The following is a 20,807-nucleotide window of genomic DNA, read 5'->3' on the forward strand; positions in this document are numbered from 1 at the left end:
GGGGTCATTCTCCATTTCGCTGCCTGACTTAATAATTCTGTATACTCGTTTGGAGATGGACTTTTTTGGATTCAGATAGTACTGAAATAATTTTTTCTTCCATTCACCCTATACCTTTAATTGTCTCAGTTAAGGACAATAAATATTGCTTTAGTTGTGGATACAAATCCTTTCGTTGAAGCGCAAATTCAATAATGGCTTGTATATAACCCATCGGTTCTCCTACATCATAACGATTCCCTTGAATTTGACACGCAAATACGGAGGTATTTTGACAGAGAACTCTCAATGCATCCGTTAGCTGTATTTCATTTCCTATACCAGTTGGAGTTTTCTCTAATATAGGGAAGATATCAGGTGTCAAAACATATCTGCCTACAATAGCTAGGTTAGAAGGAGCGTTTTCTATCGCTGGTTTTTCTACCATATCTTTAATTTGTAGTTTGGTAGTACTTCTCTTTTCCAACATCCGAATAATGCCATACCTATTTACTTGATCCCAAGATACTTTTTGTACTCCAATTACTGGACATTGTTCTTCGTGAAAAGCCTTGATCAACTGACTTAATCCAGGTGACTGGGAAACAATTAAATCATCCCCTAGCAAAACTGCAAAAGGTTCATTTTGAACAAAATGTTTTGCACATAAAATAGCATGTCCTAAACCTAAAGGCTCCTTTTGCCTCACAGTGTGTATGTCTACCAAATTCGATAATTCTTTAATCGAATAGTATAGATCCCATTTTTCTTTCTTCTGTAGTTGCCACTCTAGTTCAGGTGATTTGTCAAAGTGATCCTCAATAGCTCTTTTGTTTTTACCAGTAACAATCATGATGCTTTCTATTCCAGATGCAATGGCTTCTTCTACGATATACTGGATTGTTGGTTTATCAACAATTGGAAGCATTTCTTTGGGTTGGGCTTTTGTTGCGGGGAGGAAACGTGTTCCTAACCCAGCAGCAGGAATAATTGCCTTTTTTACGCTCATTGATAACGTTCCTTTTTTATTTGAGGTTCGGGGTAAAGTGCTTTTTGTTCTTTAAGAGCCTTTGAAGAATCATAATTATAAAAAGGGATCGAATTGATAGTTTTTTTTAATCCTTGAAAAATATCAACATGAGGTTTCCACCCAAGTTGATTCATCGCATGATTACAGTCTAATGCAACCCTTTTTAAATCACCGGCTCTTTCCGATTCTATAACAATCGGTATATCCTTACCCAGTAAACTCTGAATAAGCTTATATAGATATTCAGTAGTTATTTCAATCCCAGTTCCAATATTAAAGATTTGATTATCTCCTGAGTCCAATGCTAATAGATTTGCCTCTGCAACATCTCTCACATAGACATAATCACGCGTTGCTCCCTCAAGCATATCTGGAAAGGTATAGATCTTTGATGATTTCCCTTTCAATAGATTCTCCAAAAAAATGGATACAACACCACATTCACCTTGGGGAAGTTGACGAGGCCCATAAACATTAGCATATCGTAAAACAGTATATGTTAGGTTGTATTGATTACGATAGAATTCTAAATACTTCTCTATTACAAACTTGCTAATAGCATATGGTGATAATAGTAGAGGAGTATCTTTCTCCACAGTTGGAATCCTATCACCTGCGAGCACTCCTCCTGATGAAGCAAAAATAAACTTTTTAACACCGTATTCAACAGAGTTTCTTAGCAAATGCAAAGTTCCTATTATGTTAATCTTTGCATCAGTAATAGGGTCTTCAATAGATGCAGGTACTGATTTTTGTGCTGCATGATGGTTAATGATATCGAACTTCTCGGATATCATTAAATTTTCTAGGGCTATTTCATCTGTACAGATATCTAATTGATAGAAGTTCACTTTTGGATTAAGATTCTCTATCTTTCCTGTACTTAAATCATCTACAACAACTACATCATGTCCGTCATTGATATACAGATCAACAACATGAGATCCAATAAATCCTGCTCCACCTACAACTAAAATTTTCATGTGGATTATTCATCCTCCAACGTGTTTATTTTGTTTTTCACGAAGTATAGGACTTATAAATTCGGATCAATGATACAGAACATAATATCCCTTCTCTTATTTGATAAGTTTTTCATCTTTATCAGTAAGATAACGGTCTCCAAGGAAGTTCATTTCCACTTTCTCTTCCCCTGATTCCTTAGAACTGAGAAGGGCAAGCTTACATCTTTTACATATATAACTATTAGGAGTTTCCAATTGCCCTATCACACGCTGACGTGCCTCTTGGAACCCTACACCATTCCAAACTTCTTTAATGCTTGTTTCAAAGACATTGCCTACAACTTCTTCGCGATCCCAATCCTGAGAGCAGAGAATGACATCTCCGTTTGCCATTATGCAGGTACGTTCAAAAGGTCTCTTAAGCTTACATCCCGCTAGAGAATGTGTCCGAAGACTCTCTTCATCCTGCAACCGTTTGCTATTGGAATGTCCCTTTACGCTACCCGCACGATCCAGAAATCCATACGGATGAATTCGTACATTTGGAAAGAGTCTGCGAATATGATTCATATTTTCTTCCATATCAATCCATGGTCCAAGTACTACAATTATTTCTACATCTATTGGATTCCCATTTGCTTGATTAATTTCCAAAAAAGCATTTATAGAAGCAACGACCTTATGAAAATTAAGGTTTGGCATTAACTGCTTGTATAATTCTTCCGTCCCGCCAAAAAAGCTTATTTTAAAGTCATCAATTAACTTCTCTTTTACGATAGCCTCCATTTTCTCTTTTGTCTTTCCTGACATGTTAGTAGAAACTTCTACAAAGTGACCACCTGATTTTATTCTCCTCAACACATCAATAAAACGTTTATCCAATGTAGGCTCACTATTAAGGTACGGAATCATTCTAATAATCTCTGACTTGTGTGCATCACACTCACTGATAATCTTTTCGATGCCTTCATCAGGCATAATCATGGCTGGATATTTTTTTGCCATTTCCTCATATGGACAAATAGTACAATTGGCATTGCAACGTGAGTTTATTTGGAATTCAACATATTTTGGAAAGGTGCCGCAGTTTAAAAGCTCTTTTTGATTTGATTTTGAATAACTAGAATCCAATTGTATTCCCTCCATCTACAGTTATAATTTGACCCGTAACCCAACCAGTGTGATCACTCAATAGTCCTAAAATGGCATTCCCGATATCTTCAATGGTTGCAATACGACGAAGAGGAGTATTGTTTACTAAATCATTTTGTTTTTCTTTACTCAAACCTTCACTCAAGCCGCTTGGAAAATAACCTGGTGCTATACAATTACACCGAATATTCAAGTAACCTAGTTCATAGGCAAGCTGCTTTATAGTTGCCTCCAGTGCCGCTTTACTTGCAATATATGCTGTAGTCCCCATGTTAACCCGACTTACTAGATTACTTGAAACCCCTACAATACAACCTTGTCTTATCTTCGATAAATAAGGCAGAAGAACGTTGACAAGCCCATATAACGACACACAGTGAATATTAAACATTCTTTGCCACATATCCAAATGCGACTGCGAACACGGTAGTTTTTCCTTACTGAAAGAACCTGCTGTATGGACGATATTAATCTTTTTAAACCGGTCAAGTCTTACACTTGACTCTATAGCAGCTTTCAAGTCCTCTAATGATGGAGTGTTTGAAAAGTCTATTTCGATAGAAGTAACTGGTACTGGCAAATTAAATTCTCTCAGCTTTCTTCCTCCTGGTCTTAAAATGGCCAGTACATTATGACCTTCATCTAATAGACGTCTGCATACATCCTGTCCCAGTTCCCCTGCCGCTCCTGTTACAATAGAAAGAATAGGCAACTCTACTTCTTTATATTGAATCATGCTTCATCTCACTCCCAAAACATTTTGGAGACTGAACCCAAATTATTAGAAAAACGGAAGCAATAATCTTTTAGATTTTTACGTCTTGGTGCTCCGTTTTATATTTTTTGTGAATTGTATTCTCCCCTTTTAATTGACGGTACAGATTACGAAGTGGTCCCAAACAGTGTATAAAATAGAAACCTATACAAAATAATATTGAAGCTTTTGATACTTTACGAGGATCTTGAACATGACGAGTTACAACCAAGCGAGTAAAGTAATGTGTAAGCGGAAGGTGTGCAATAGTAAGAACAAGCCAGACAATAAACACCTTCCAATCAGCAAAATAGACAAGTGAGGCAGGAAATATTATGAGTAGCAGGAGCGGTGAGAAAAGCCAGTATATGGAATGACAAAATAGTTTTACAGCTAATATGAATGCCCTAGATATACTATAAACATCCTTCTTACATTTCGGTCGGAAGGGATGTACTAAACTATCACCCTTCAAATAGTATTTAAAGTACTGAAAAGCATACCAAGGACCATTAAACCAAGTGGTCTGCTGACGTATATATATATCCAGATTTGGAGCAAATTCAGCCTCCTCCAAGAATGGCAGGGGATAAATGTTTATACGTTCGTTATTAAGCAGATACCCCAAAAATGCATCCTCATTAATAGTATCCTCTGGAAAACTGCCAGCTTTTTGAAGCGTTTGAGCATGGATAAACAGCCCATGACCGATAACATAGTTCATTTTCTCTAATAGCAATTCCAGTATGTTCTTAACTGGCTTTGGCATCCTGTTTAAAAACGAGTTAAAACGGAGCTGAAAAAGTACACGTGGAATCTCAAAAGTTAAACTCCAACGATTCTGCCATAGAGCAGCACTACCAATAAAGGATTTTGCCTTTACTCCCCTAGTAATGGGATACCAACTATACTGTTGGAAACAACTATTTTTATAATTTACCGTGGCAGCTTGTCCTGAAACGTAATCAAGCACTCTTCCATCTATACGGGAATCGGCATTGTAAATCCCAATCCAAAAGTCCCCATCGGGTTGTTCCTTACGAATTTGTTCTACTGCATAATTAAGTTGATGAGCCATTATGCCTTGGGTAAAAGGAAAATGGAATAGTTTTACACGTGAAAAGGGCTCCTTATTTGCTATTTCTACAAGCATATCACGTGTATGAGATAGCCCTGCTGACGGAACTTCTTTTTCTGTAGTCACAAATACTACATGAAAGTTAGGACGATCTTGTACAAGTTTCTTAAAGTGCATATAGGTCGATTTAGCGAGACCTTGTTCATTTAACATGGGAATAATGAGATAAAACAGCGTTTGTGAATCTTTAGATGCTGTAGGTAATGAGGATTTGTTTGAAAGCCATCTATCTACAGTCCATAGGCAGATAATATTCCTAACTAACAGAAACCCATAAATAGAAAAGAATATTATTATACTCAAAATTGGCATATTAGAACCCCCTTTGATACCTGTGGGATAAATTGACTGATACAAAATTTAAACTTCATTTGTAAAAATCGATTCATAATAGCGGGTCATAATTAATCCATCTTGAACAGTATGTTCAGGATTAATAGGCATCCCCAACAAAAGCTGTGCTGTCCAGATATGGAATGGGGCTCCTGCTTGAATCGTCAAATCGGTTCCACCGCCTATACGAGCATTGACTTCAATCACATACGCATTTCCATTTTCATCCTCTATAAGTTGTACATTCATAGGTCCTGGTTCACCCAGTAAAGATGCTACTTTTGAAGCAATCTCAATAATGTTGGATTTCATCTCGATCTTGGATATAAGAGATTCTGAATCTCTAACCTTGATGCGGGTTCTTGGTACGACAGAAATAGGTTTACCAGCTAGGTCGTTGAAGACATCTACAGTATAATGAACGCCTTCAATATATTTCTGTGCAATAGGATTCGGAACCCAGTTGCGAATAACTTTCAATTCATCCGTGTTTTTCACCTTATAAACATGCATACTTCCAGCACCATCATAGGGTTTAACGATTAGCGGATAGGGTAGGGAGCCTTTTTGCAAAACTTCATCGATATCTGCAAAAAACTCTGGGACAAGTATTCCATGTTTTCTCATGAATGTATCTGTGCTCCGCTTATCATTACATATATTTATTGTTTCAAAGGAAGGAAGCAAAACGGAGACGCCCAACTGTTCAATACGTTTTCGAATAGCTGCTATATGAGGAAAATCAGCATCATACCAGACCATCAAACCTCTGATGTCAGCTTTTTCGATAAAAGAGCACAGGAAGTCAGAAAAAGTTTTGTCTGTAATAGGAGGAAGTACGGTAAAGCGATCCACAAAATGTTTAATAGGGTCTAGTGTATCTGTATCTGTACTGGCTATTCCTACAGGTAAACCTTCCTTTAGAAAATAACGTTTCAATGCATTTACAAAAAATACCCTTCTACGTGCGTTTAGAATAAGTAAATGTTGCATATGAAAACACACCTCAATTCAATATTTATTTGCTGATTTCCACTAAAAAATGTTACAAGTCTGCATTCTACTTCAAAAAATAGTCATTTGTACAAAGAGTCTGTTTCATATAAGAAAGCCTAAGCTTCAGTTTCCTTGTATAAATGTCATAAGTTAATTAATGCAATCTCGAATTAGGTCTCTTAGATAACTATAATGCCCACTATTCAAAATTTTGTTTATATTTGTGCCATAGGTTAGGCGGACGCTAGGAATTTTCTCCGATATTAAACTGATACGCTCTCTGGCATTAGAGCAAAGAACATCATTTGTACTACTATGGCGTTGTACCCATGGATTGACCCACAACGGATCGTTTGGAGTATAGCATTCATTGGACAGTATTTCTTTGACTTCAAAGGAGGATATTTTCTCCAGTTTGAAATCACAATTCCTTTGAACTATTTGAGGTACAATGATTAAAGAAAGTTGGGACTGTGCTTTAAAAGAAACATTAAAACATTTTGCAAATTCTTGAGGCTCCAATTGCAATTTTTGTGGATTATCCAACTCTTCCTCTAAAGAGTTTTTATACCTTACAAGATTTGACAGAGTTAAAGTTTGGGGTCTGTGCAATGAGTCGAAATTGAGAGACAAATAGTTATAAAGGCGTTTACTATGAGCTATGGTTCCTAAACCTATTGATACAGGCATGGGTAAAGTACCCAGATGCAATGAAGAAGGTAGAACAATGGTACGGTCATTGGCTATATATTTAGCACCTGTATGTTCGAGTAAAGCAGTTATTATTGTCGTTTTACCACTTCCAGAAGGTCCGAGGACAAGCAATCCCATATCTTCAAAAGCAACTGTACCAGCGTGAAATACAACTGCTCCTTTATCCTCCATCACACGATGAACGATTTCCCTAAAAATATGAAAGAAAAAACGCTCCGGTTTTTTTGTCATATGACTAGTAGCTAGGATTACGCGATTATCACACCTTATAATTGCATAGGTCTCCCCACTCAGCGGAAGGTATATGCGGATTTCATGACCACAGACTTTGTCAAAGTATTCTTTGTGCCATATATTTCGAAAAGTTTCTATATCCTTTGTATTTGAAAAAGTGGTAGCGAATCGTATTAAATTATTAAGTAGTAAGGTATTGTGGCAGTGGTACATGTAAATATCAGTTACAGTTCTATCCGACTTTTCCTGTGAATGGAGGTATGGTTCCAAGCATTGTATGGAATTCGGAGTATTAGAAGCAAAGTGAAAACGAATATCATGCAAACAGGTAGTTAAGGTAGTCGAATAAGCTTCATTACATATTGAACTTATCAAATTGAGAATAGTTCCCTTTGTCACTTTTTTATCACCAATCTTTCCAGATGGTTTCTAATAACGTTATCCTAAGAGAGGCATATTCTATGGTTAGTTTTTGTTGAACTCCCACCAATGGGTAATCCAGCGCTGTTCTCCAGTAACTTTTTTCATTTCAACTTCCATCATATTACGCAATTTTTTGGCTAAATCAACTAAAGCTCCAAGTTCCACCTCTGTCAAACAACGGTTACAAAGCCCGACTAACTCGCGTCCTTCTGGGCACAGCCTCTCAACATGCTTGGCAAGCCACTTACTATACGGATAAGGTCTACCATGAATGAGAGAAAAGGTTTGAAGCGCTGCTTTTACCATTTCACCTCGATTAATGCCTGTTGCAGTGATAATACCTCGTTTTGCACATGAGCTGGTATCCAAACGGCGAACTGAAAATAGTACGAAGTGTTCTCGCCTCAACTGATCAAGTTCCTGTTCGAACCTTGACTGGTATTTTTCTACGAGAGATTTTATATCCATGGGGTCCTGAATGAAAGTACAGTATGTATATATCCACAGATACAATGGCCAACTCCCAGGACGCTGTCCTTCTAATCTTTCGATAAGCCAATCGCGATTTTGTATTTGACCGAAAACAATTGGGGAATTCTTATGATCATCTATTACATAATCCGATCCGAATTTGTTTACGAAGGACTGATATTTATCATTCTCCAATAAGATGTGGAGATCCCAGTCTGCTTTCTCATCAAAACCTTCTACTATCCCCCACCCAGTCGAACCACTAAGGATAACGGTAGCATATTCTTTAAAATCATTAGGAAACACGGATTCAGGAAGGTTATCGAAATATTTCTGGATCTTGTTTACTGTATTAACATCTTTCATGTGTTTCTCTCCTTATTAAATAATTTTTACAAGTTTTAATTTCCTTTTATATTATAGACCACTACCTTAATACCAATACTTTTAATCCTACGCCAATCAAACTAAGATAAGATAATGGAGTCAGGTATACTTTCAAAAAGTGCAATCTGTTCGGCTTGGAGTGAAAAGTCTCCTACAGGTATTTGAACATCCTGTATATTCACTCTATTCCAAACACGTCCCAGTGTTATGTGGGGTAAAAAGGGTTGCTCCTTCACTAACACCCCTACTTCCTTTAGTCTGTTTTTGATATGACTATGCAGGTGTTTCAGTTCAGAGCTGTGTTTTATTTCCAAAGCAATGTATTCTTTTTTGGTTTCCCATCCCAAGAAAACTACACGACCTGTGGGTATTAATGGCATACGAAGAATATCATCACGATATTCTTCAAGTATTGGATTAATATTCTCAATCTTTTCTGGACTAAGCCATCCTATGAAATGTATTGTCAAATGCAGGTATTTGGCAGGACTCCATGACACAATAGGTTCATAATCAACTAAATGAATCCTACTATGATTGAGAATTTGCTTTCCTGTATTCTCCGAAAAAGAAAGAGCTATATAGGTCGCCCAATGAACCATTTTAACCTCCTACTGATCCATGTTTTCTTTGTCATGCTCCAAAAAACCTCTAATTAACGCTTCAAGATCTAGGGTTATTTGATTCAAAATACTCACTCCAATTTGAGGTGTTATCTCTTTTCTATCAAATTGACCTATACTCTCTAATAAAACATCCCTTATTAAAAACCATCAAACAAAATTAAAAGAATTTCCAGAGAGATAGAATTGTGGAAATCCAGTAAGTTGATGACTTTAGCGAAAAATATCGGGTAGGTCGGGTTCCTCACGGAACCTTTCTTCCAAAGAACCATACGTGACAGCTTCCCGTCATACGGCTCAAGCCAACCTGCTACTTGGTTAAGCACTTAGGTTCTCTCTTAACTTTGGTGTAATCGATATCCACCCATGTACGGTTAATTTCCAGTCAAAAACCTTATAAAAAAGGCTTGCGAGACTAACTATTTCTTGTTCTAGTGACTGCATTTAATACTTGGTAGAGATTGCTTCAGGTAGGATCTAATCATCAACAGATCATCCGTGATTATGTTTTTGGGTAGTAAGTGAGGATAGAAAAATTTTTCTTCCATGTTTTTTAGAAAAACAGGTACTGAGCTTGCTCGAAGGATACACAGAGCATTGGCTTCATATAAAAAGTTAGATTTTGATGTATGAGCAATAGATTTCTGGAGCTTTAGACTTAATAAATTGCTAGATTTAATGTAGAAACCAATTTCCCGATATACAAGATCTTTGACAGCAGTCTCTATATTCTTTGTGGGACTGATATGAAAATGTGGTAGCTCCCAAATCTGAGAGGAATTCTTTTGCAAATATAGCTGGCCTTTGTCGTTAATAATTAATAAGCTAGCAACGAATTGTACTGGGTTAATTAGATTAGAAGCGCTTCTAGTCATAGGAGTCAATTGATTCATATAGAAAATCTTCCTCTCTGAACCTTTGGTAGAATTGATATACGATTAGGAAAATATATCATAACTTTTCCCTACCACCATTCGTATGCTGTTGTTTATTACTTCAGTGACATCTAGTAAATGAAAACTAATCACATTTCCATTTTTCAACTTTAAGCAAACTTGATTTTGTCGCTCTTCTGGATTGTGCTCTACAACACAACAAATTTCCATTTGGTTATGGATATGTTCGACACTATCTTTTTGATCCAGAATCAAAAACTGTGGGCAACTTGCAAAATCTATCAAGAAACAACGAACTTGTTCAGCATTACCTTGGATGTTGAGTTTAATTGACAATCTATTCATCTCCTAGCTTCATCCAACCGTCTTAATTAAATTCTAGGTCAATAGGTAGAATTATACAAACATTTAATATTTAATCACAATTACTGTTTCCTTTTAAATAAAACGAATGATCTCTATACTTTCCGTTTAAATCTGTTATTTCTTCATTCGTTTCAACTATCAACCAGTAAATATTTAATAGTTGAACAATTCCGCTAAATTATGTGAGAATTAATTAGATGGAGGTGACTCTCTTTTGAATCCAAATGACTATATATCTCTAGGGAAATTCCTTAAAAAGCAACGAAAAAAATTAGGCTATACTCTAGAAAATCTAGCTGACGATCATATCTCTCAGGCTACAATTAGTAATATTGAACGTGGTATTTTAGGTGTTAGTGAAGAAAAAGTTCGATATTTATGTAAACAGCTCAATGTTGAGTTCTCTCAATACCCTAAACTATTAAAAAAGGAGAACGACTCGCAAAAAAAGTTATTAAAAACATTGTTAGGTATTGAAAGTCTGATGGATTACTTAGGGAGTAATATGCCATTTGATCAGTTAAGCAATATATCATTGGATCAAGATGATCCTATGAGCTTTTTTGTTTATTATCTAAATGGTAAATATTATTATCACCAAAACAAATGGACAAAAGCGAAGGACCACTTCATTGAAACGCTACAATTATTAAAACAGTTACCTGAATTCAAAAGTAGCAATATTGATGCAGCTTGTTTCAAAGAGTTAGGTCGGATTTCCTATTTCCATGAAGGGGATACAGAAAAGGCACTTCATTTTAATAACCAAGGTTTAAATTCATTTCAATCAGACGGGGAGAGATTGAACCTTAAGTATACACTTTTAGTCACACAGGCTTTTTACCTTGAAAAATTAAATCGTAATGAAGAAGCCAACCGCACACTTGACTTATTATGGGAAGAAATAGATAAAATCGATAACAGTGATGTTAAAATTAATATGTATGAACTTCGCTCTTTACTTTTTATGAAAAATAAATGCCATGATGAAGCACGTAAATATGCTGAACGTGGAATTGAAATTGCCCGAGAATACAAACGTATTGATCGTGGATTCGAATTATGGACATCTCTAGGAAGTATTTGTGTAAAATTAAAAGAATTCGAAGAAGCTGAAGATTACTTTCTCCTAGCTTTAGCTATGAAGGATTTCGTTCGAAAAGAATATTTATTAGTCTCTACACATACACAATTAGGTAAACTCTACCTTGAACAAGAAAAGTGGGAGTTAGCTAAAGAACAGTTGGAAACAGCAGTGTCTATCGGTGAAAAGAGTAGCGATGAATTTCGTTATATAGAAGCACTAGAAGCTTTAGGAGATTACCATCTCAAAAATGGCAACATTAAAGAAGCCATTCATCCCTACGAAATTTCATTAACTTTGGCTGAAAAACACGGATTCCCAGTCCTGCGCCATAATTGTTTAGTGAAACTTGGATACTGTTATAAGGAAGTAAATTCTCCAAAATATAAAGAATGTATGGAAAAATCGTTTGAAATTGCTTTACAATCAAAGTTGAACTCATTAATAAATGTAGGAGGGAATTAAATGGTACGTTTTTTTAGAGAAGGAAGTCTAAGTAAAAATTCTTTTGTGCCTGATCCACCTGATGTGAGATCTTATCAACCTGACCCACCAGATATCTGTTTATAATACAAAAGGAAAGATCCTAAAATACCATTTAGGGTCTTTCCTTTTATGTTTACAGCGATATGAGACAAAACATTATAAATATATTGATTAATTATTCCGAATTAATGTACACTTAAAAGAAGGTACAACCAAAGTAAATAACGGGGGGAATATTGATGATGTTTTTAAATCACTTAAACAATCTGGAAACAGATCCACCAGATATGTTTGAGACAGACCCGCCTGAAAAAATACTTCATTTTGACAGTGATCCGCCTGACCATTAAAACTTACGAATGTAAGCTATAGATGTCTTTTCAGTTTAAAAATGACCAGATCATAAAAAATCTGGTCATTTTTTAAAAAAGTTTTGCCCACGTCTTTGGTCCAACTACCCCATCTACACCAAGCCCTTTTTTTCGTTGAAAACCCCTTACAGTTGCCTCTATTTTTTTCCCAAAGATCCCATCTACCACTAGTCCTCCTAGTTGACTCTGGATCTTTTTTACCACTTCTCCCCTAGATCCTTTCCGAATAAGATGCCCCGGATAAGGATTGATAATGGTAGGTTTCGCCACACCCAATTTGCTTATAAATCCAGTCCATCCAGACAGTAACCGTTGTGGGCAATTTTTTCCCGACCATTTTTTATGGGGTACTACATTTCGAGACGGAATGCCATGCTTCTGCATCAAGAACTTTACTAGTTCCAGAGCAATTGCTTTTGCCTTCTCATAGTTCCCATCTGTATTTACACAGATCTCAATTCCAATACTCTTTCTATTTCCAGTCCCGTTGCCCCCATCACCAGCATGCCATCCAATTTCTGAGATAGGAAGGTGCTGATAAATCTCCTTGTCATCTACCGTAAAGTGCCAACTAGCCTGCCGACTTTGATTTCCGCTGCTCAATAAACGAGCATGAGCCGCAGCATTTGCGCCACGGGTCGTATTCGCAGTTTCATGAATGGTGATATACTCAGAATTCATTGCAATCCTAGGACGAATCCGTTTGTATTTCATAGGAATAAACTGTTCTTTAATTTGCATTTTGTGGGTCCTCCTTGTCATCCGTATAGCCAATACTTTTGGTAGTTGGATTGTTTAAGACTCCCAAGACCACTAATAGAGAAATGATCGCTTGGAGCAAGTTCTCTGTAGGTCCCCATTTTTCTGGGAGGATGGAAACCCCAATAAACTCTAGAATCATAGGAATAGAAGCAATCAAACTAATCCATAGACCCACATTTTTCCATCTATGTTTATCTCGTAACATAAGCTCTCTCCTCACTTGATCCCTTGTTGTAAAAGCCAAATAAAAAAACCGATCCCTGCGGTAAGCAATGTGCCTACTAAGGTTCGGTCTCGACTTCCGATCTTCTCATTTAGTTGTTTTAGTTCGTTTCGTGTGTCCTTTACATCGATCTCCAGCCTTTCTAAGTCCAGTTGCAGACGATGGATCTCATTCGACTGTTTCTCCTTAATCACAGCCAGATCCATCTGCATCTGATCAAGTCGCTCATCTAAACGATCTAACTTGGTAACTAACTCTTGAATCTGGTTTAATTCCCCCAATTCTAGGTGCTCCTCTCTTCTCTATATCTCCTTACATCACCCCCTTTAATAGGTAATTTCCAATGTCCCAGGTGCATCAAATATCCCATAATAACTAGAAGACCGATTATTTAGGAACAATCCAATTCCCTTAGCAGTACCATTACGAAAAGCGGTTAGAAAATCAGGGTGGCTAAGATCTACCCATTTTCCCTGTCCCCAGCTAAAGGAGGCAGTGACTGCCAGACTCGAAAGGGCAGGTGCTCCACTTGGCAGACTATTTGCATCTAAGTAACTGTGATATCGGAAATAAAACGGAACAGAACCAGAGTTTCCCCCTTTACTTAAACGGGTGCAATAGAAGCGGATTCGCTTAATCTCTTTCCCAGTTACAGATGCAGATGGGTTATTTCCAAACATCCAGAGACCTCGGTGGAGTCCGTATCCACTCCACTCCCCTTGATACACCAACTTTTCCGATCTCCAGCCAGTCACTCCTCCACTTCGATATGATCTCCCCTGAAGAACCGGAAAGGTGAGAACAGTAGGCGGAGCTGGTGGTGGGGGTTGTCCGGTATCTCCAGCATAAGGGGTTAAGGTTCCGCGTATTTCTCCCCCTTTATCTGCCCTAATAGGAGTAGTGGTTCCAGTAGGACAAGTTCCAGAACCTGCTACCACTCCTCCTAACCAAGCAAACACTCCAAAGCGAGCGTTACTTCCAACATTCTCTTCATTTACAATAAAACCACCGAATTGAGCGATCATGAGATGATGGATGGCATCTTGGAGTAAGGAGTTTTTGATATAACAATAGGATCGGTCATGAATCGTAACGATAGTATCGGTCACACCACGCCCGAAGATCTTCATATTTTCGATATGAACGTAAGCGCAGCGATACGCCTTGATCACACCATACTGATTGGTTCCTAGAAAGTTGAGCGTGCCATTTTGGATACGGATGATATTGGTAGAACCTTCAAGATGAAACATCCCATCTAAGGTATAACCCTGCATGAAAAACTCTACACTTCCCGAACCATGTACTCCTTTTATCTCCACTATCTCCGTCCCATTACTTTGAAAAAAGATACGGATTTTCCCGTTGTTATAGTGTGGGATCTCTTGGAGACAACGAGCAATCGAGCGATAAGGTGTATCGATGGTGTTCGTTGCTGCCTCATCATCTCCGCTTGCGAAGTTCACATATAAATCCTTATCCGTAGCACCATAGGAAACGACGTTTGGAGCAAGGAGTGTTCCTACCTTTAACCTATCGAAACCAACTTCATTTTGTAGTCCATTCAACTCGCCTACTGTTTCTTGGTTCTCATTTAGGAGAAACGTCCTTGTTTTCATGACTACCGCACCACTCTGATCATCTACTCCAGCCCAATCGCGGATAATATTCCAACGGTTCTCGTTATGCTGGAGTTTGCTCTCCAATCGCTGGATAGTTTGAATCGGTGTAATCGTAATGGGTTTGTAATCTCCTAACACTACGCTATCTTGCAGTGGATCAGTCTTACTTCGTATCTTTAATGAGGATGGTATCTCCTAGACGAACTTTGTGCGCCTCATAACCGCTCACCTTTTCCAGAAGCAGAACATCCGCTTTATACTGGACGTTTGGTTTACTTAGTTTCTTTAATTCTCTAAAGGTATTTTGATAGAGTTCAGCAGGGTTGGTTGCTTTATCGTCTTTAAAAATTCCAAAGATATGCCGACCATTTTTCCCCCATCGCCCTACTGCTTCGACGGAGCCTACCCAATCCTCTTTCTTTTCATAGCCCGTTTCTATTTCATCTGGAGTATAGTTCGTAAAAGATAAGGCATTACCGTTTGCATCTGTCTTTCCTATACCAATGAGTGCTGTTATTAGCTTGGTAGAATCCTCCGATCTCTCCACTCCAACTAAGTCCAAACCGTACGAAAATATTTTTCCGGTCTGTTGGCTCTGCGAACGGCATACTTCTCGGTAGTAGAAAGATTCATATTTCCTCTGTTAGGAGCTTCGGTATAGGTAGGAGTACAAGAAGGGTATTCATGTTCTAGTTGTCTTACTGCCTCTTTTAAGAGGGGATAAGAGAGAAGAATTTCTTCGACTCTCCTCCAATATAGGGGTTTCTTATATCTCTTTTGTAAGTATTGAGTAGTCTCCATTCGCTCATCCCCTTTTTCTTAGGATTATTTCTTTGCTTCTAGTGCCCAGCCTTTTCGTTTTACACATCGAGAAAACATACAAAACTTTTGATTATCCAACCATTCACAACGTTTACAGTGCTGACTTGGTACTCTGATTCTCATTCTCTTTCCCCCTCTGGTTCCATCTCACGTATTTGGATTTCTGTTCGTTCCTCTTCTCTATGTATAACTCGTATTTTCTCGATTGATAACTTTCGAACTTGGCGATCATCATCCCAAGCTATGTTATTTAATCCATCCAAGAAAGCTTTGGCTAGGTTATCTGCATCTGGTTCTCGTTTTCCATATAGATAAGCAGAGGCTTGGACTTCCACCGAACCCATTATTCTTTGGATACGAGCTTTTCTTGCTTCCCAACCGATCCTTTCTTTATATGCTAGGTATCTTTGTGCCTGTGAATTTTTCCACTTGCTCCGTTGTGTCATTCGCACTGCTGAACTGGTCTACCATGTATAATCAACTTCTGCATATTCTCTCTCCCAGAACGAGAGAAAAAGAGATTACTCTCCCTTTCTCTTCGGTATATTTCATGTTTACAAACGATGGCTCACTCGATAATCGACTCCTTTTCCCCTTACAAAGTAATCTTTTGCCATACTATAAAGTCGTGAATAAGCAGCATCTCCTAATTTCTCAGATAAGGTCAAATCATCCTCATTGGAGGAAAAAATGATTGGCTTTCTTGCTTTATATCGGTCATTTATGATCCAGTAATATAATTCTTCCTTTGTTTCAGTATGTTTGCTTTTCCCAAGATCATCCCAGATCAAGATAGGTGCTTCGGTTACAGCTCCTAACAGGCGATAGAACTCCGTTCCTCCGTCACTAATCCGCTTAGCTTGGGCTAGATCATGCATAAAGGTTACATCCGAGATACAAAGTACAGCATGACCTTTATGCAGAAGATGCTTTGCCATCGCCATCTGGAGGTGGGTTTTCCCTAATCCAAAGCTGTTATATTTCTCGGTCATTTCAGCTCTCTGTGTGAGGTCTGGAAGACGCTTGATTTGCGTCTCCCCTACTTCTGCAATAAATCCTAGGCTGTTCTGAGTTGATCCCTGAATCTGTGGAAAATTCCGAAGATAATGGATCGCTGTCTCTTTTAACCTTTTTTGAATCTGGGAAATCACTTGGTAGTTTTCAAACTTTGCTTCCGTAAACTCCTCTGGTATTAAAGCGTTTTTTAATCTACGTTGGAGTCGATTCTTCTCTGCACATGAGCAGGGAATGGCTTGCCAGTTATGTTTCGGATCTACAATCCACTCGTTATCTTGGCATAGGGAGCATTTATATCTCGGTGCGTCTTGCATACTTTCCAATCTGGAAGACGACTCCCGTTTGCGCTGTTGGATGCGCTCGGTAATCTGCTGAACGAGTAGCATTGGGTTTCCCTCCTTGGTAGTTCATCCACTCTTCGATCTTGCTTCCATCTCGGCAAATAAAGGGGATATCCGCATAAAACTTATGATTCTCGTTTTGCCCACAGTGGAAAGGAGAACGGCGGATATTCGTAATCGCTAGGTTGATATCCTCTATGGTATACCCCTCTTTCAAGCGAGTGAGGATCGCTTTCTCCCGTTTAGGAGTAAGGGTTAGTTTTCTTGGGAAGTAGTCTTTAAAAGTCTCCACATAGTGATCCCAGATTGTTTGTACTTGCTTCGAAAAAGGAGAAGAGGATTTTTTGCTTTGTTTTTTGTTTTCTGTTTCGTTTGGTATCGTTTTGTTTTGTTTATATAATGTGCTACTGTTACGCTCCTTCTTCGTCTCCTCTGACGCTCCTACTGTGTCTACTCCCTTGTCTCCTAGTGCATCTACTACTGTGTCTCCTTGTGCGTCTACTTTCTGACAGTCAGAGTAAAAGGAAATCATTTTATAGGTACCTGCTTGGTTGGACTTTCCTTTTTGGTAATGAATTAATCCCATCTGGATCAGTGCATTTCGGGCTTTGTCTAATCCTGGTCGAGATAATCCAGTCATTAGTTGGAGCGTTGGATTCGGTACTTGGAACGAGTCTTTCCAGTTGGTCTTGTTGTTAATGGACATCAAGGAATACCATAAAGCAATCTGCCCTGTCGAAGGACTGTTCATCAACACCCAATCATGAAACGCATTCAACTCTTTAATGTAGTTCACTGGGGCTCCCCCTAAATCGTTTCTATATAAGGAGAGGCATCCGCCTCTCCTATTTCTCAAGGTACATTCAAGTTCTATTTCTTTATTTTGGTTCGTGCTTTTTCTAGCGTTCCTTCCATATATCCGATCACTTGGTTTATCGACTGTGCCGTTTCGTAGACCGGCCATCCGAGCTGTACAACTTGCTTAATCTGTAGCATGTAATATTCCATGTCATCTAAATGCTGCTCCAACGTTTCTTCATCTATATAAGGGAGATGTTTATAGTTTAGTGCCATCTATAGCCACCCCAATTCTTCGATCTCTGGATCTATTAGATAGTCTAGGGAATCATTCTCTATTACTTGAACATGATCCTGATTCCCTGATGCTACTGTTTGGATCATGTTCATTAGTTCTGTTTGTTCCGCTTGGTTGAGTAGTGTGATGAGGTCGCTGGCTTCTTGCTTGGTAAGATCTTGGGTACTCTCCTTTTTGGTATGGAAGAAGACGATTTGTTTTACCTGTTCCTTGGATAAACCTTTTTCCTTTCCAGCTGCAAAGATTGCTTTCCGTTGGTTTTGGGTAGCTTGTCCTACCATCGGATAGCCCGTCTGTGTTGTAGAGGAAGTTTGTTTTTCTGGATAGGAATTATCTAATCCTGTATGGTTTATCTCTTCTGCACTCACTTCTCCAAATCCAACCAAGTCTAGGATCGCTCGATTCTTGGCTCTGGTAATGGCATGTGCTCGGATATTATGGATGGTTCTCAGTTGCTTCTCTTTTCTTGGATCTTTCGCCGTCTTTTCTTCAAAAGAGCAAGCTCCATCTCCATCTTGATAAGCTCCTGTTCCCAGATGAATCGCTCTAGCTTTCGCGATCCAAGCGATGATGGTTCCATCTCCATCTCGTAGCGTTCATCTTGCATGATCGCACAGGATACGTTAAAAAACCGTTGTACTTTGCGAACAAAACTTTTCTTCGGATGGTGTTTGTCCCCGATCTTCTGGAAGTCTTCAGGTGATCCGATTCTCTCTTTCAGTTCTTGATATATCTGGAACTGTTCGATGGTTTGTTCAATCGATCCAGCAGGGGTAATCATTCCGGTAGATACGACTACTTCAGTTTGATCCGCTATTTGTAATGGGTAGGTATTCAATTTTTTCTCTCCTTATTTGCATATAGATCACTGCTCGTGTTATCCTATATGCATCTGAAATTTATTGACTTGCTCGCTTTCTCCCAAAAGCGGGCTTTTATTATATCCAGTATCACCTCCTCAAAAATGCTTGTCCAACCAGGTCTGGTCCATATGCCAGACCAAGATCCTACTGCGAATGATCATTACTTAACATCTCTTTTCTCACCCATGTACGACTTCCAGATATAAGGGCACTATTCATTATCGTTCTGGTATACATTGCGTTATCTGTTTTATCTTGTGAGAAGTATGGAGAGAAGGCTTCCTGAAATGCTTGAAGAATATTTTTTGTGCCGTATATTTCTTTTCCTAATCTGAGTCGAGTTTTCTTCAAGTTCATCACCTCTATCCTTCAAGCTATGCAAGAAGTCCTATGATACGAGCCTAAAAGTTATTATATGATACAAAATGTATCAAAATTGACCTCAAAAAGATCCGGAAATAGCTCCCGTTCCGAAACTCCATATAAACCTTCAAACTTTAACATTGTTCTTCTTCCAGGATTCGAATCACCTCGCTCTATTTTTCGAACAAAAACTTCGGAAATACCTAGTAATTCTGCGACTTCTCTTTGTGTTAAATTGTGATTCATTCTTTGTGTAATAAGATTTTTCCGAAGCACTTTCTCCCACCTCTTTTGATACAATTATTATCAATATAATAATCGATGGGATCTAAATCATCAACCTATTTCTGATACAAATTTTATTAAAGTTGTCTTTAGATAAAATTTGTATCTATAATAATAAATTGAATGATATCATGGATATCTATGATGACGCCTATATTGATATCAAAAAAGAATCATTAAAGGGGAATATAACCCATGTTGGGAAAAAGGCTAAAAGAGCTTAGAGGAAAAAGAACTCAAGAGGAAGTTGCCAATGACCTCGGTATTCTCCGAGCAAGATATTCTCATTATGAGAACGGCAGAAGCGAACCAGATAATGAAACATTACAGCGTATGGCAAATTACTACCATGTAACCGTTGATTATCTTCTTGGAAAAAGTAACGATAAACATAATCACCTAGATCAGTATATTAAAGAAAAAATAGAAGCTATCCCTGATTTAAGTAAACCTCATGATCAAGAGATAGCCATGGAAAAAATACTGGAACTTTTAAAGTCAAAAAGACCCACCCTAAACGGAGAGCCAATATCAGAAGATCAAAGAAAACTCTTCATTGCCCAGTTTGAAGCAGTTTTAAATGCATTTAAAAAGTAGCTTATGTACTAGATCAGACAACTCAATAGATCTTTCCAACTTGTATAAATCTGAAACTTTAAACACTAAATACAATAAATAGACTTCATCTGGTTCAATGTTGTTATAATCAGCTACTTTTTGCTCCAACTTGTTTAAGTACATTTGAATGTCGCCAATCTCTGCAATATTGAGAGGTTTATTTTCTAACTGCTTCATAAGTACCTCCAAAAGTACATTGAAGGATTGCGCAATAACCGAAACGTTTGTTCGCTTTTTTGATTATAGCACATTTGATTGTTAGACCTCATTAAAAATAAAAGGTAATAAAATACAAATGACCTCTACATTTGTGGTAGAGGTCACATTTAGTTCTATTGAAGTAAATAGCTCCGTTAAACAAAATAGCTTCTCATCAATTCCTTTCCTACAATA

At 38.0% G+C, this 20,807-nt stretch carries 26 protein-coding genes; 2 read left to right on the top strand and 24 right to left on the bottom strand.

Annotated elements, in window-relative coordinates:
- Nucleotides 1–103: 103 nt before the first annotated feature.
- From galU to VJ09_RS06465, 10 genes are all read right to left on the bottom strand, one after another.
- Nucleotides 104–988 (bottom strand): UTP--glucose-1-phosphate uridylyltransferase GalU, encoded by an 885-nt coding sequence (gene galU / locus VJ09_RS06410; RefSeq protein WP_044640745.1) that lies wholly within the window; start codon nucleotides 986–988, stop codon nucleotides 104–106.
- On the bottom strand, nucleotides 985–1,992 hold the full coding sequence (locus VJ09_RS06415) for an NAD-dependent epimerase/dehydratase family protein (protein ID WP_082050438.1): 1,008 nt from the start codon (nucleotides 1,990–1,992) through the stop codon (nucleotides 985–987). The genes galU and VJ09_RS06415 overlap by 4 nt, the downstream gene beginning before the upstream one ends.
- A gap of 96 nt (nucleotides 1,993–2,088) precedes the next feature.
- A complete protein-coding gene (locus VJ09_RS06420; protein WP_044640746.1) occupies nucleotides 2,089–3,105 on the bottom strand; it encodes a radical SAM/SPASM domain-containing protein in 1,017 nt (338 codons plus the stop codon).
- Nucleotides 3,095–3,862, bottom strand: a complete 768-nt coding sequence (locus tag VJ09_RS17510) for an SDR family NAD(P)-dependent oxidoreductase (RefSeq protein ID WP_052807257.1) — start codon at nucleotides 3,860–3,862, stop codon at nucleotides 3,095–3,097. The genes VJ09_RS06420 and VJ09_RS17510 overlap by 11 nt, the downstream gene beginning before the upstream one ends.
- A gap of 70 nt (nucleotides 3,863–3,932) precedes the next feature.
- Nucleotides 3,933–5,330, bottom strand: a complete 1,398-nt coding sequence (locus VJ09_RS06430; protein WP_044640747.1) for a glycosyltransferase family protein — start codon at nucleotides 5,328–5,330, stop codon at nucleotides 3,933–3,935.
- Between the two features lie 48 nt (nucleotides 5,331–5,378).
- Entirely contained in the window at nucleotides 5,379–6,344 is a 966-nt protein-coding gene (locus tag VJ09_RS06435) for an ATP-grasp domain-containing protein (RefSeq protein ID WP_044640748.1), read from the bottom strand.
- A gap of 153 nt (nucleotides 6,345–6,497) precedes the next feature.
- Nucleotides 6,498–7,292 carry a phosphoenolpyruvate carboxykinase (ATP) gene (locus VJ09_RS06440; protein WP_147635444.1) on the bottom strand — a complete coding sequence of 265 codons (795 nt, stop codon included), beginning with the start codon at nucleotides 7,290–7,292 and terminating at the stop codon, nucleotides 6,498–6,500.
- 468 nt (nucleotides 7,293–7,760) lie between these two features.
- Entirely contained in the window at nucleotides 7,761–8,555 is a 795-nt protein-coding gene (locus tag VJ09_RS06445) for a hypothetical protein (protein ID WP_044640750.1), read from the bottom strand.
- A gap of 101 nt (nucleotides 8,556–8,656) precedes the next feature.
- Entirely contained in the window at nucleotides 8,657–9,178 is a 522-nt protein-coding gene (gene thpR, locus VJ09_RS06450) for an RNA 2',3'-cyclic phosphodiesterase (RefSeq protein ID WP_044640751.1), read from the bottom strand.
- A gap of 959 nt (nucleotides 9,179–10,137) precedes the next feature.
- Complete coding sequence (locus tag VJ09_RS06465; RefSeq protein ID WP_044640754.1) at nucleotides 10,138–10,431, bottom strand: hypothetical protein; 294 nt, start codon at nucleotides 10,429–10,431, stop codon at nucleotides 10,138–10,140.
- Nucleotides 10,432–10,675: 244 nt separating this feature from the next.
- Between VJ09_RS06465 and VJ09_RS06470 the strand changes: the two genes are divergently transcribed.
- The gene (locus VJ09_RS06470) at nucleotides 10,676–12,010 is read left to right on the top strand and encodes a helix-turn-helix domain-containing protein (RefSeq protein ID WP_044640755.1); all 1,335 of its coding nucleotides are present in this window, start codon (nucleotides 10,676–10,678) and stop codon (nucleotides 12,008–12,010) included.
- Between the two features lie 443 nt (nucleotides 12,011–12,453).
- On the opposite strand, the gene VJ09_RS06475 is transcribed toward VJ09_RS06470, so the two are convergent.
- The 13 genes from VJ09_RS06475 to VJ09_RS06540 form a co-directional block, all read right to left on the bottom strand.
- Nucleotides 12,454–13,143 carry a peptidoglycan recognition protein family protein gene (locus VJ09_RS06475; RefSeq protein ID WP_044640756.1) on the bottom strand — a complete coding sequence of 230 codons (690 nt, stop codon included), beginning with the start codon at nucleotides 13,141–13,143 and terminating at the stop codon, nucleotides 12,454–12,456.
- Nucleotides 13,133–13,369, bottom strand: a complete 237-nt coding sequence (locus VJ09_RS06480; protein ID WP_044640757.1) for a phage holin family protein — start codon at nucleotides 13,367–13,369, stop codon at nucleotides 13,133–13,135. Before VJ09_RS06480 ends, VJ09_RS06475 begins: the two co-directional genes overlap by 11 nt.
- Nucleotides 13,370–13,380: 11 nt before the next feature.
- Nucleotides 13,381–13,668 (bottom strand): hypothetical protein, encoded by a 288-nt coding sequence (locus tag VJ09_RS06485; protein WP_044640758.1) that lies wholly within the window; start codon nucleotides 13,666–13,668, stop codon nucleotides 13,381–13,383.
- Between the two features lie 45 nt (nucleotides 13,669–13,713).
- Nucleotides 13,714–15,147 (bottom strand): hypothetical protein, encoded by a 1,434-nt coding sequence (locus tag VJ09_RS06490; protein ID WP_044640759.1) that lies wholly within the window; start codon nucleotides 15,145–15,147, stop codon nucleotides 13,714–13,716.
- 25 nt (nucleotides 15,148–15,172) lie between these two features.
- Nucleotides 15,173–15,571, bottom strand: a complete 399-nt coding sequence (locus tag VJ09_RS06495; protein WP_044640760.1) for a phage tail spike protein — start codon at nucleotides 15,569–15,571, stop codon at nucleotides 15,173–15,175.
- Nucleotides 15,562–15,810, bottom strand: coding sequence for a hypothetical protein (locus tag VJ09_RS06500; protein WP_044640761.1), 249 nt, complete (start codon nucleotides 15,808–15,810; stop codon nucleotides 15,562–15,564). Before VJ09_RS06500 ends, VJ09_RS06495 begins: the two co-directional genes overlap by 10 nt.
- Nucleotides 15,811–15,950: 140 nt before the next feature.
- On the bottom strand, nucleotides 15,951–16,277 hold the full coding sequence (locus tag VJ09_RS17515) for a RusA family crossover junction endodeoxyribonuclease (protein ID WP_052807258.1): 327 nt from the start codon (nucleotides 16,275–16,277) through the stop codon (nucleotides 15,951–15,953).
- A gap of 108 nt (nucleotides 16,278–16,385) precedes the next feature.
- Nucleotides 16,386–17,234 carry an ATP-binding protein gene (locus VJ09_RS06510; RefSeq protein WP_230199101.1) on the bottom strand — a complete coding sequence of 283 codons (849 nt, stop codon included), beginning with the start codon at nucleotides 17,232–17,234 and terminating at the stop codon, nucleotides 16,386–16,388.
- Nucleotides 17,140–17,985, bottom strand: a complete 846-nt coding sequence (locus VJ09_RS17520; RefSeq protein ID WP_052807259.1) for a hypothetical protein — start codon at nucleotides 17,983–17,985, stop codon at nucleotides 17,140–17,142. The genes VJ09_RS06510 and VJ09_RS17520 overlap by 95 nt, the downstream gene beginning before the upstream one ends.
- A gap of 74 nt (nucleotides 17,986–18,059) precedes the next feature.
- Nucleotides 18,060–18,263, bottom strand: a complete 204-nt coding sequence (locus tag VJ09_RS06520; protein WP_044640762.1) for a hypothetical protein — start codon at nucleotides 18,261–18,263, stop codon at nucleotides 18,060–18,062.
- Complete coding sequence (locus VJ09_RS06525) at nucleotides 18,264–18,653, bottom strand: hypothetical protein (protein WP_147635445.1); 390 nt, start codon at nucleotides 18,651–18,653, stop codon at nucleotides 18,264–18,266. It abuts the gene before it with no gap.
- A gap of 80 nt (nucleotides 18,654–18,733) precedes the next feature.
- Entirely contained in the window at nucleotides 18,734–19,123 is a 390-nt protein-coding gene (locus VJ09_RS06530; RefSeq protein ID WP_044640764.1) for a hypothetical protein, read from the bottom strand.
- A gap of 436 nt (nucleotides 19,124–19,559) precedes the next feature.
- A complete protein-coding gene (locus VJ09_RS06540; RefSeq protein WP_267904273.1) occupies nucleotides 19,560–19,787 on the bottom strand; it encodes a helix-turn-helix domain-containing protein in 228 nt (75 codons plus the stop codon).
- Nucleotides 19,788–19,991: 204 nt separating this feature from the next.
- On the opposite strand from VJ09_RS06540, the gene VJ09_RS19025 reads away from it, so the two are divergent.
- The gene (locus VJ09_RS19025) at nucleotides 19,992–20,393 is read left to right on the top strand and encodes a helix-turn-helix domain-containing protein (protein ID WP_044640766.1); all 402 of its coding nucleotides are present in this window, start codon (nucleotides 19,992–19,994) and stop codon (nucleotides 20,391–20,393) included.
- Here the strand turns inward: VJ09_RS19025 and VJ09_RS06550 are convergent.
- Nucleotides 20,373–20,591, bottom strand: a complete 219-nt coding sequence (locus tag VJ09_RS06550; RefSeq protein WP_044640767.1) for a hypothetical protein — start codon at nucleotides 20,589–20,591, stop codon at nucleotides 20,373–20,375. The genes VJ09_RS19025 and VJ09_RS06550 overlap by 21 nt on opposite strands.
- Nucleotides 20,592–20,807 lie beyond the last annotated feature (216 nt).

Source organism: Risungbinella massiliensis (assembly GCF_000942395.1).
GTDB lineage: Bacteria > Bacillota > Bacilli > Thermoactinomycetales > Thermoactinomycetaceae > Risungbinella > Risungbinella massiliensis.

Coding starts and splice junctions, on each gene's coding strand:
- galU (WP_044640745.1), bottom strand. CDS start 988: ATGAGCGTAAAAAAGGCAATTATTCCTGCTGCTGGGTTAGGAACACGT.
- VJ09_RS06415 (WP_082050438.1), bottom strand. CDS start 1,992: ATGAAAATTTTAGTTGTAGGTGGAGCAGGATTTATTGGATCTCATGTT.
- VJ09_RS17510 (WP_052807257.1), bottom strand. CDS start 3,862: ATGATTCAATATAAAGAAGTAGAGTTGCCTATTCTTTCTATTGTAACA.
- VJ09_RS06430 (WP_044640747.1), bottom strand. CDS start 5,330: ATGCCAATTTTGAGTATAATAATATTCTTTTCTATTTATGGGTTTCTG.
- VJ09_RS06435 (WP_044640748.1), bottom strand. CDS start 6,344: ATGCAACATTTACTTATTCTAAACGCACGTAGAAGGGTATTTTTTGTA.
- VJ09_RS06440 (WP_147635444.1), bottom strand. CDS start 7,292: ATGACAAAAAAACCGGAGCGTTTTTTCTTTCATATTTTTAGGGAAATC.
- VJ09_RS06445 (WP_044640750.1), bottom strand. CDS start 8,555: ATGAAAGATGTTAATACAGTAAACAAGATCCAGAAATATTTCGATAAC.
- thpR (WP_044640751.1), bottom strand. CDS start 9,178: ATGGTTCATTGGGCGACCTATATAGCTCTTTCTTTTTCGGAGAATACA.
- VJ09_RS06475 (WP_044640756.1), bottom strand. CDS start 13,143: ATGCAAATTAAAGAACAGTTTATTCCTATGAAATACAAACGGATTCGT.
- VJ09_RS06480 (WP_044640757.1), bottom strand. CDS start 13,369: ATGTTACGAGATAAACATAGATGGAAAAATGTGGGTCTATGGATTAGT.
- VJ09_RS06500 (WP_044640761.1), bottom strand. CDS start 15,810: ATGGAGACTACTCAATACTTACAAAAGAGATATAAGAAACCCCTATAT.
- VJ09_RS17515 (WP_052807258.1), bottom strand. CDS start 16,277: ATGACACAACGGAGCAAGTGGAAAAATTCACAGGCACAAAGATACCTA.
- VJ09_RS06510 (WP_230199101.1), bottom strand. CDS start 17,234: ATGCTACTCGTTCAGCAGATTACCGAGCGCATCCAACAGCGCAAACGG.
- VJ09_RS06520 (WP_044640762.1), bottom strand. CDS start 18,263: ATGGCACTAAACTATAAACATCTCCCTTATATAGATGAAGAAACGTTG.
- VJ09_RS19025 (WP_044640766.1), top strand. CDS start 19,992: ATGTTGGGAAAAAGGCTAAAAGAGCTTAGAGGAAAAAGAACTCAAGAG.
- VJ09_RS06550 (WP_044640767.1), bottom strand. CDS start 20,591: ATGAAGCAGTTAGAAAATAAACCTCTCAATATTGCAGAGATTGGCGAC.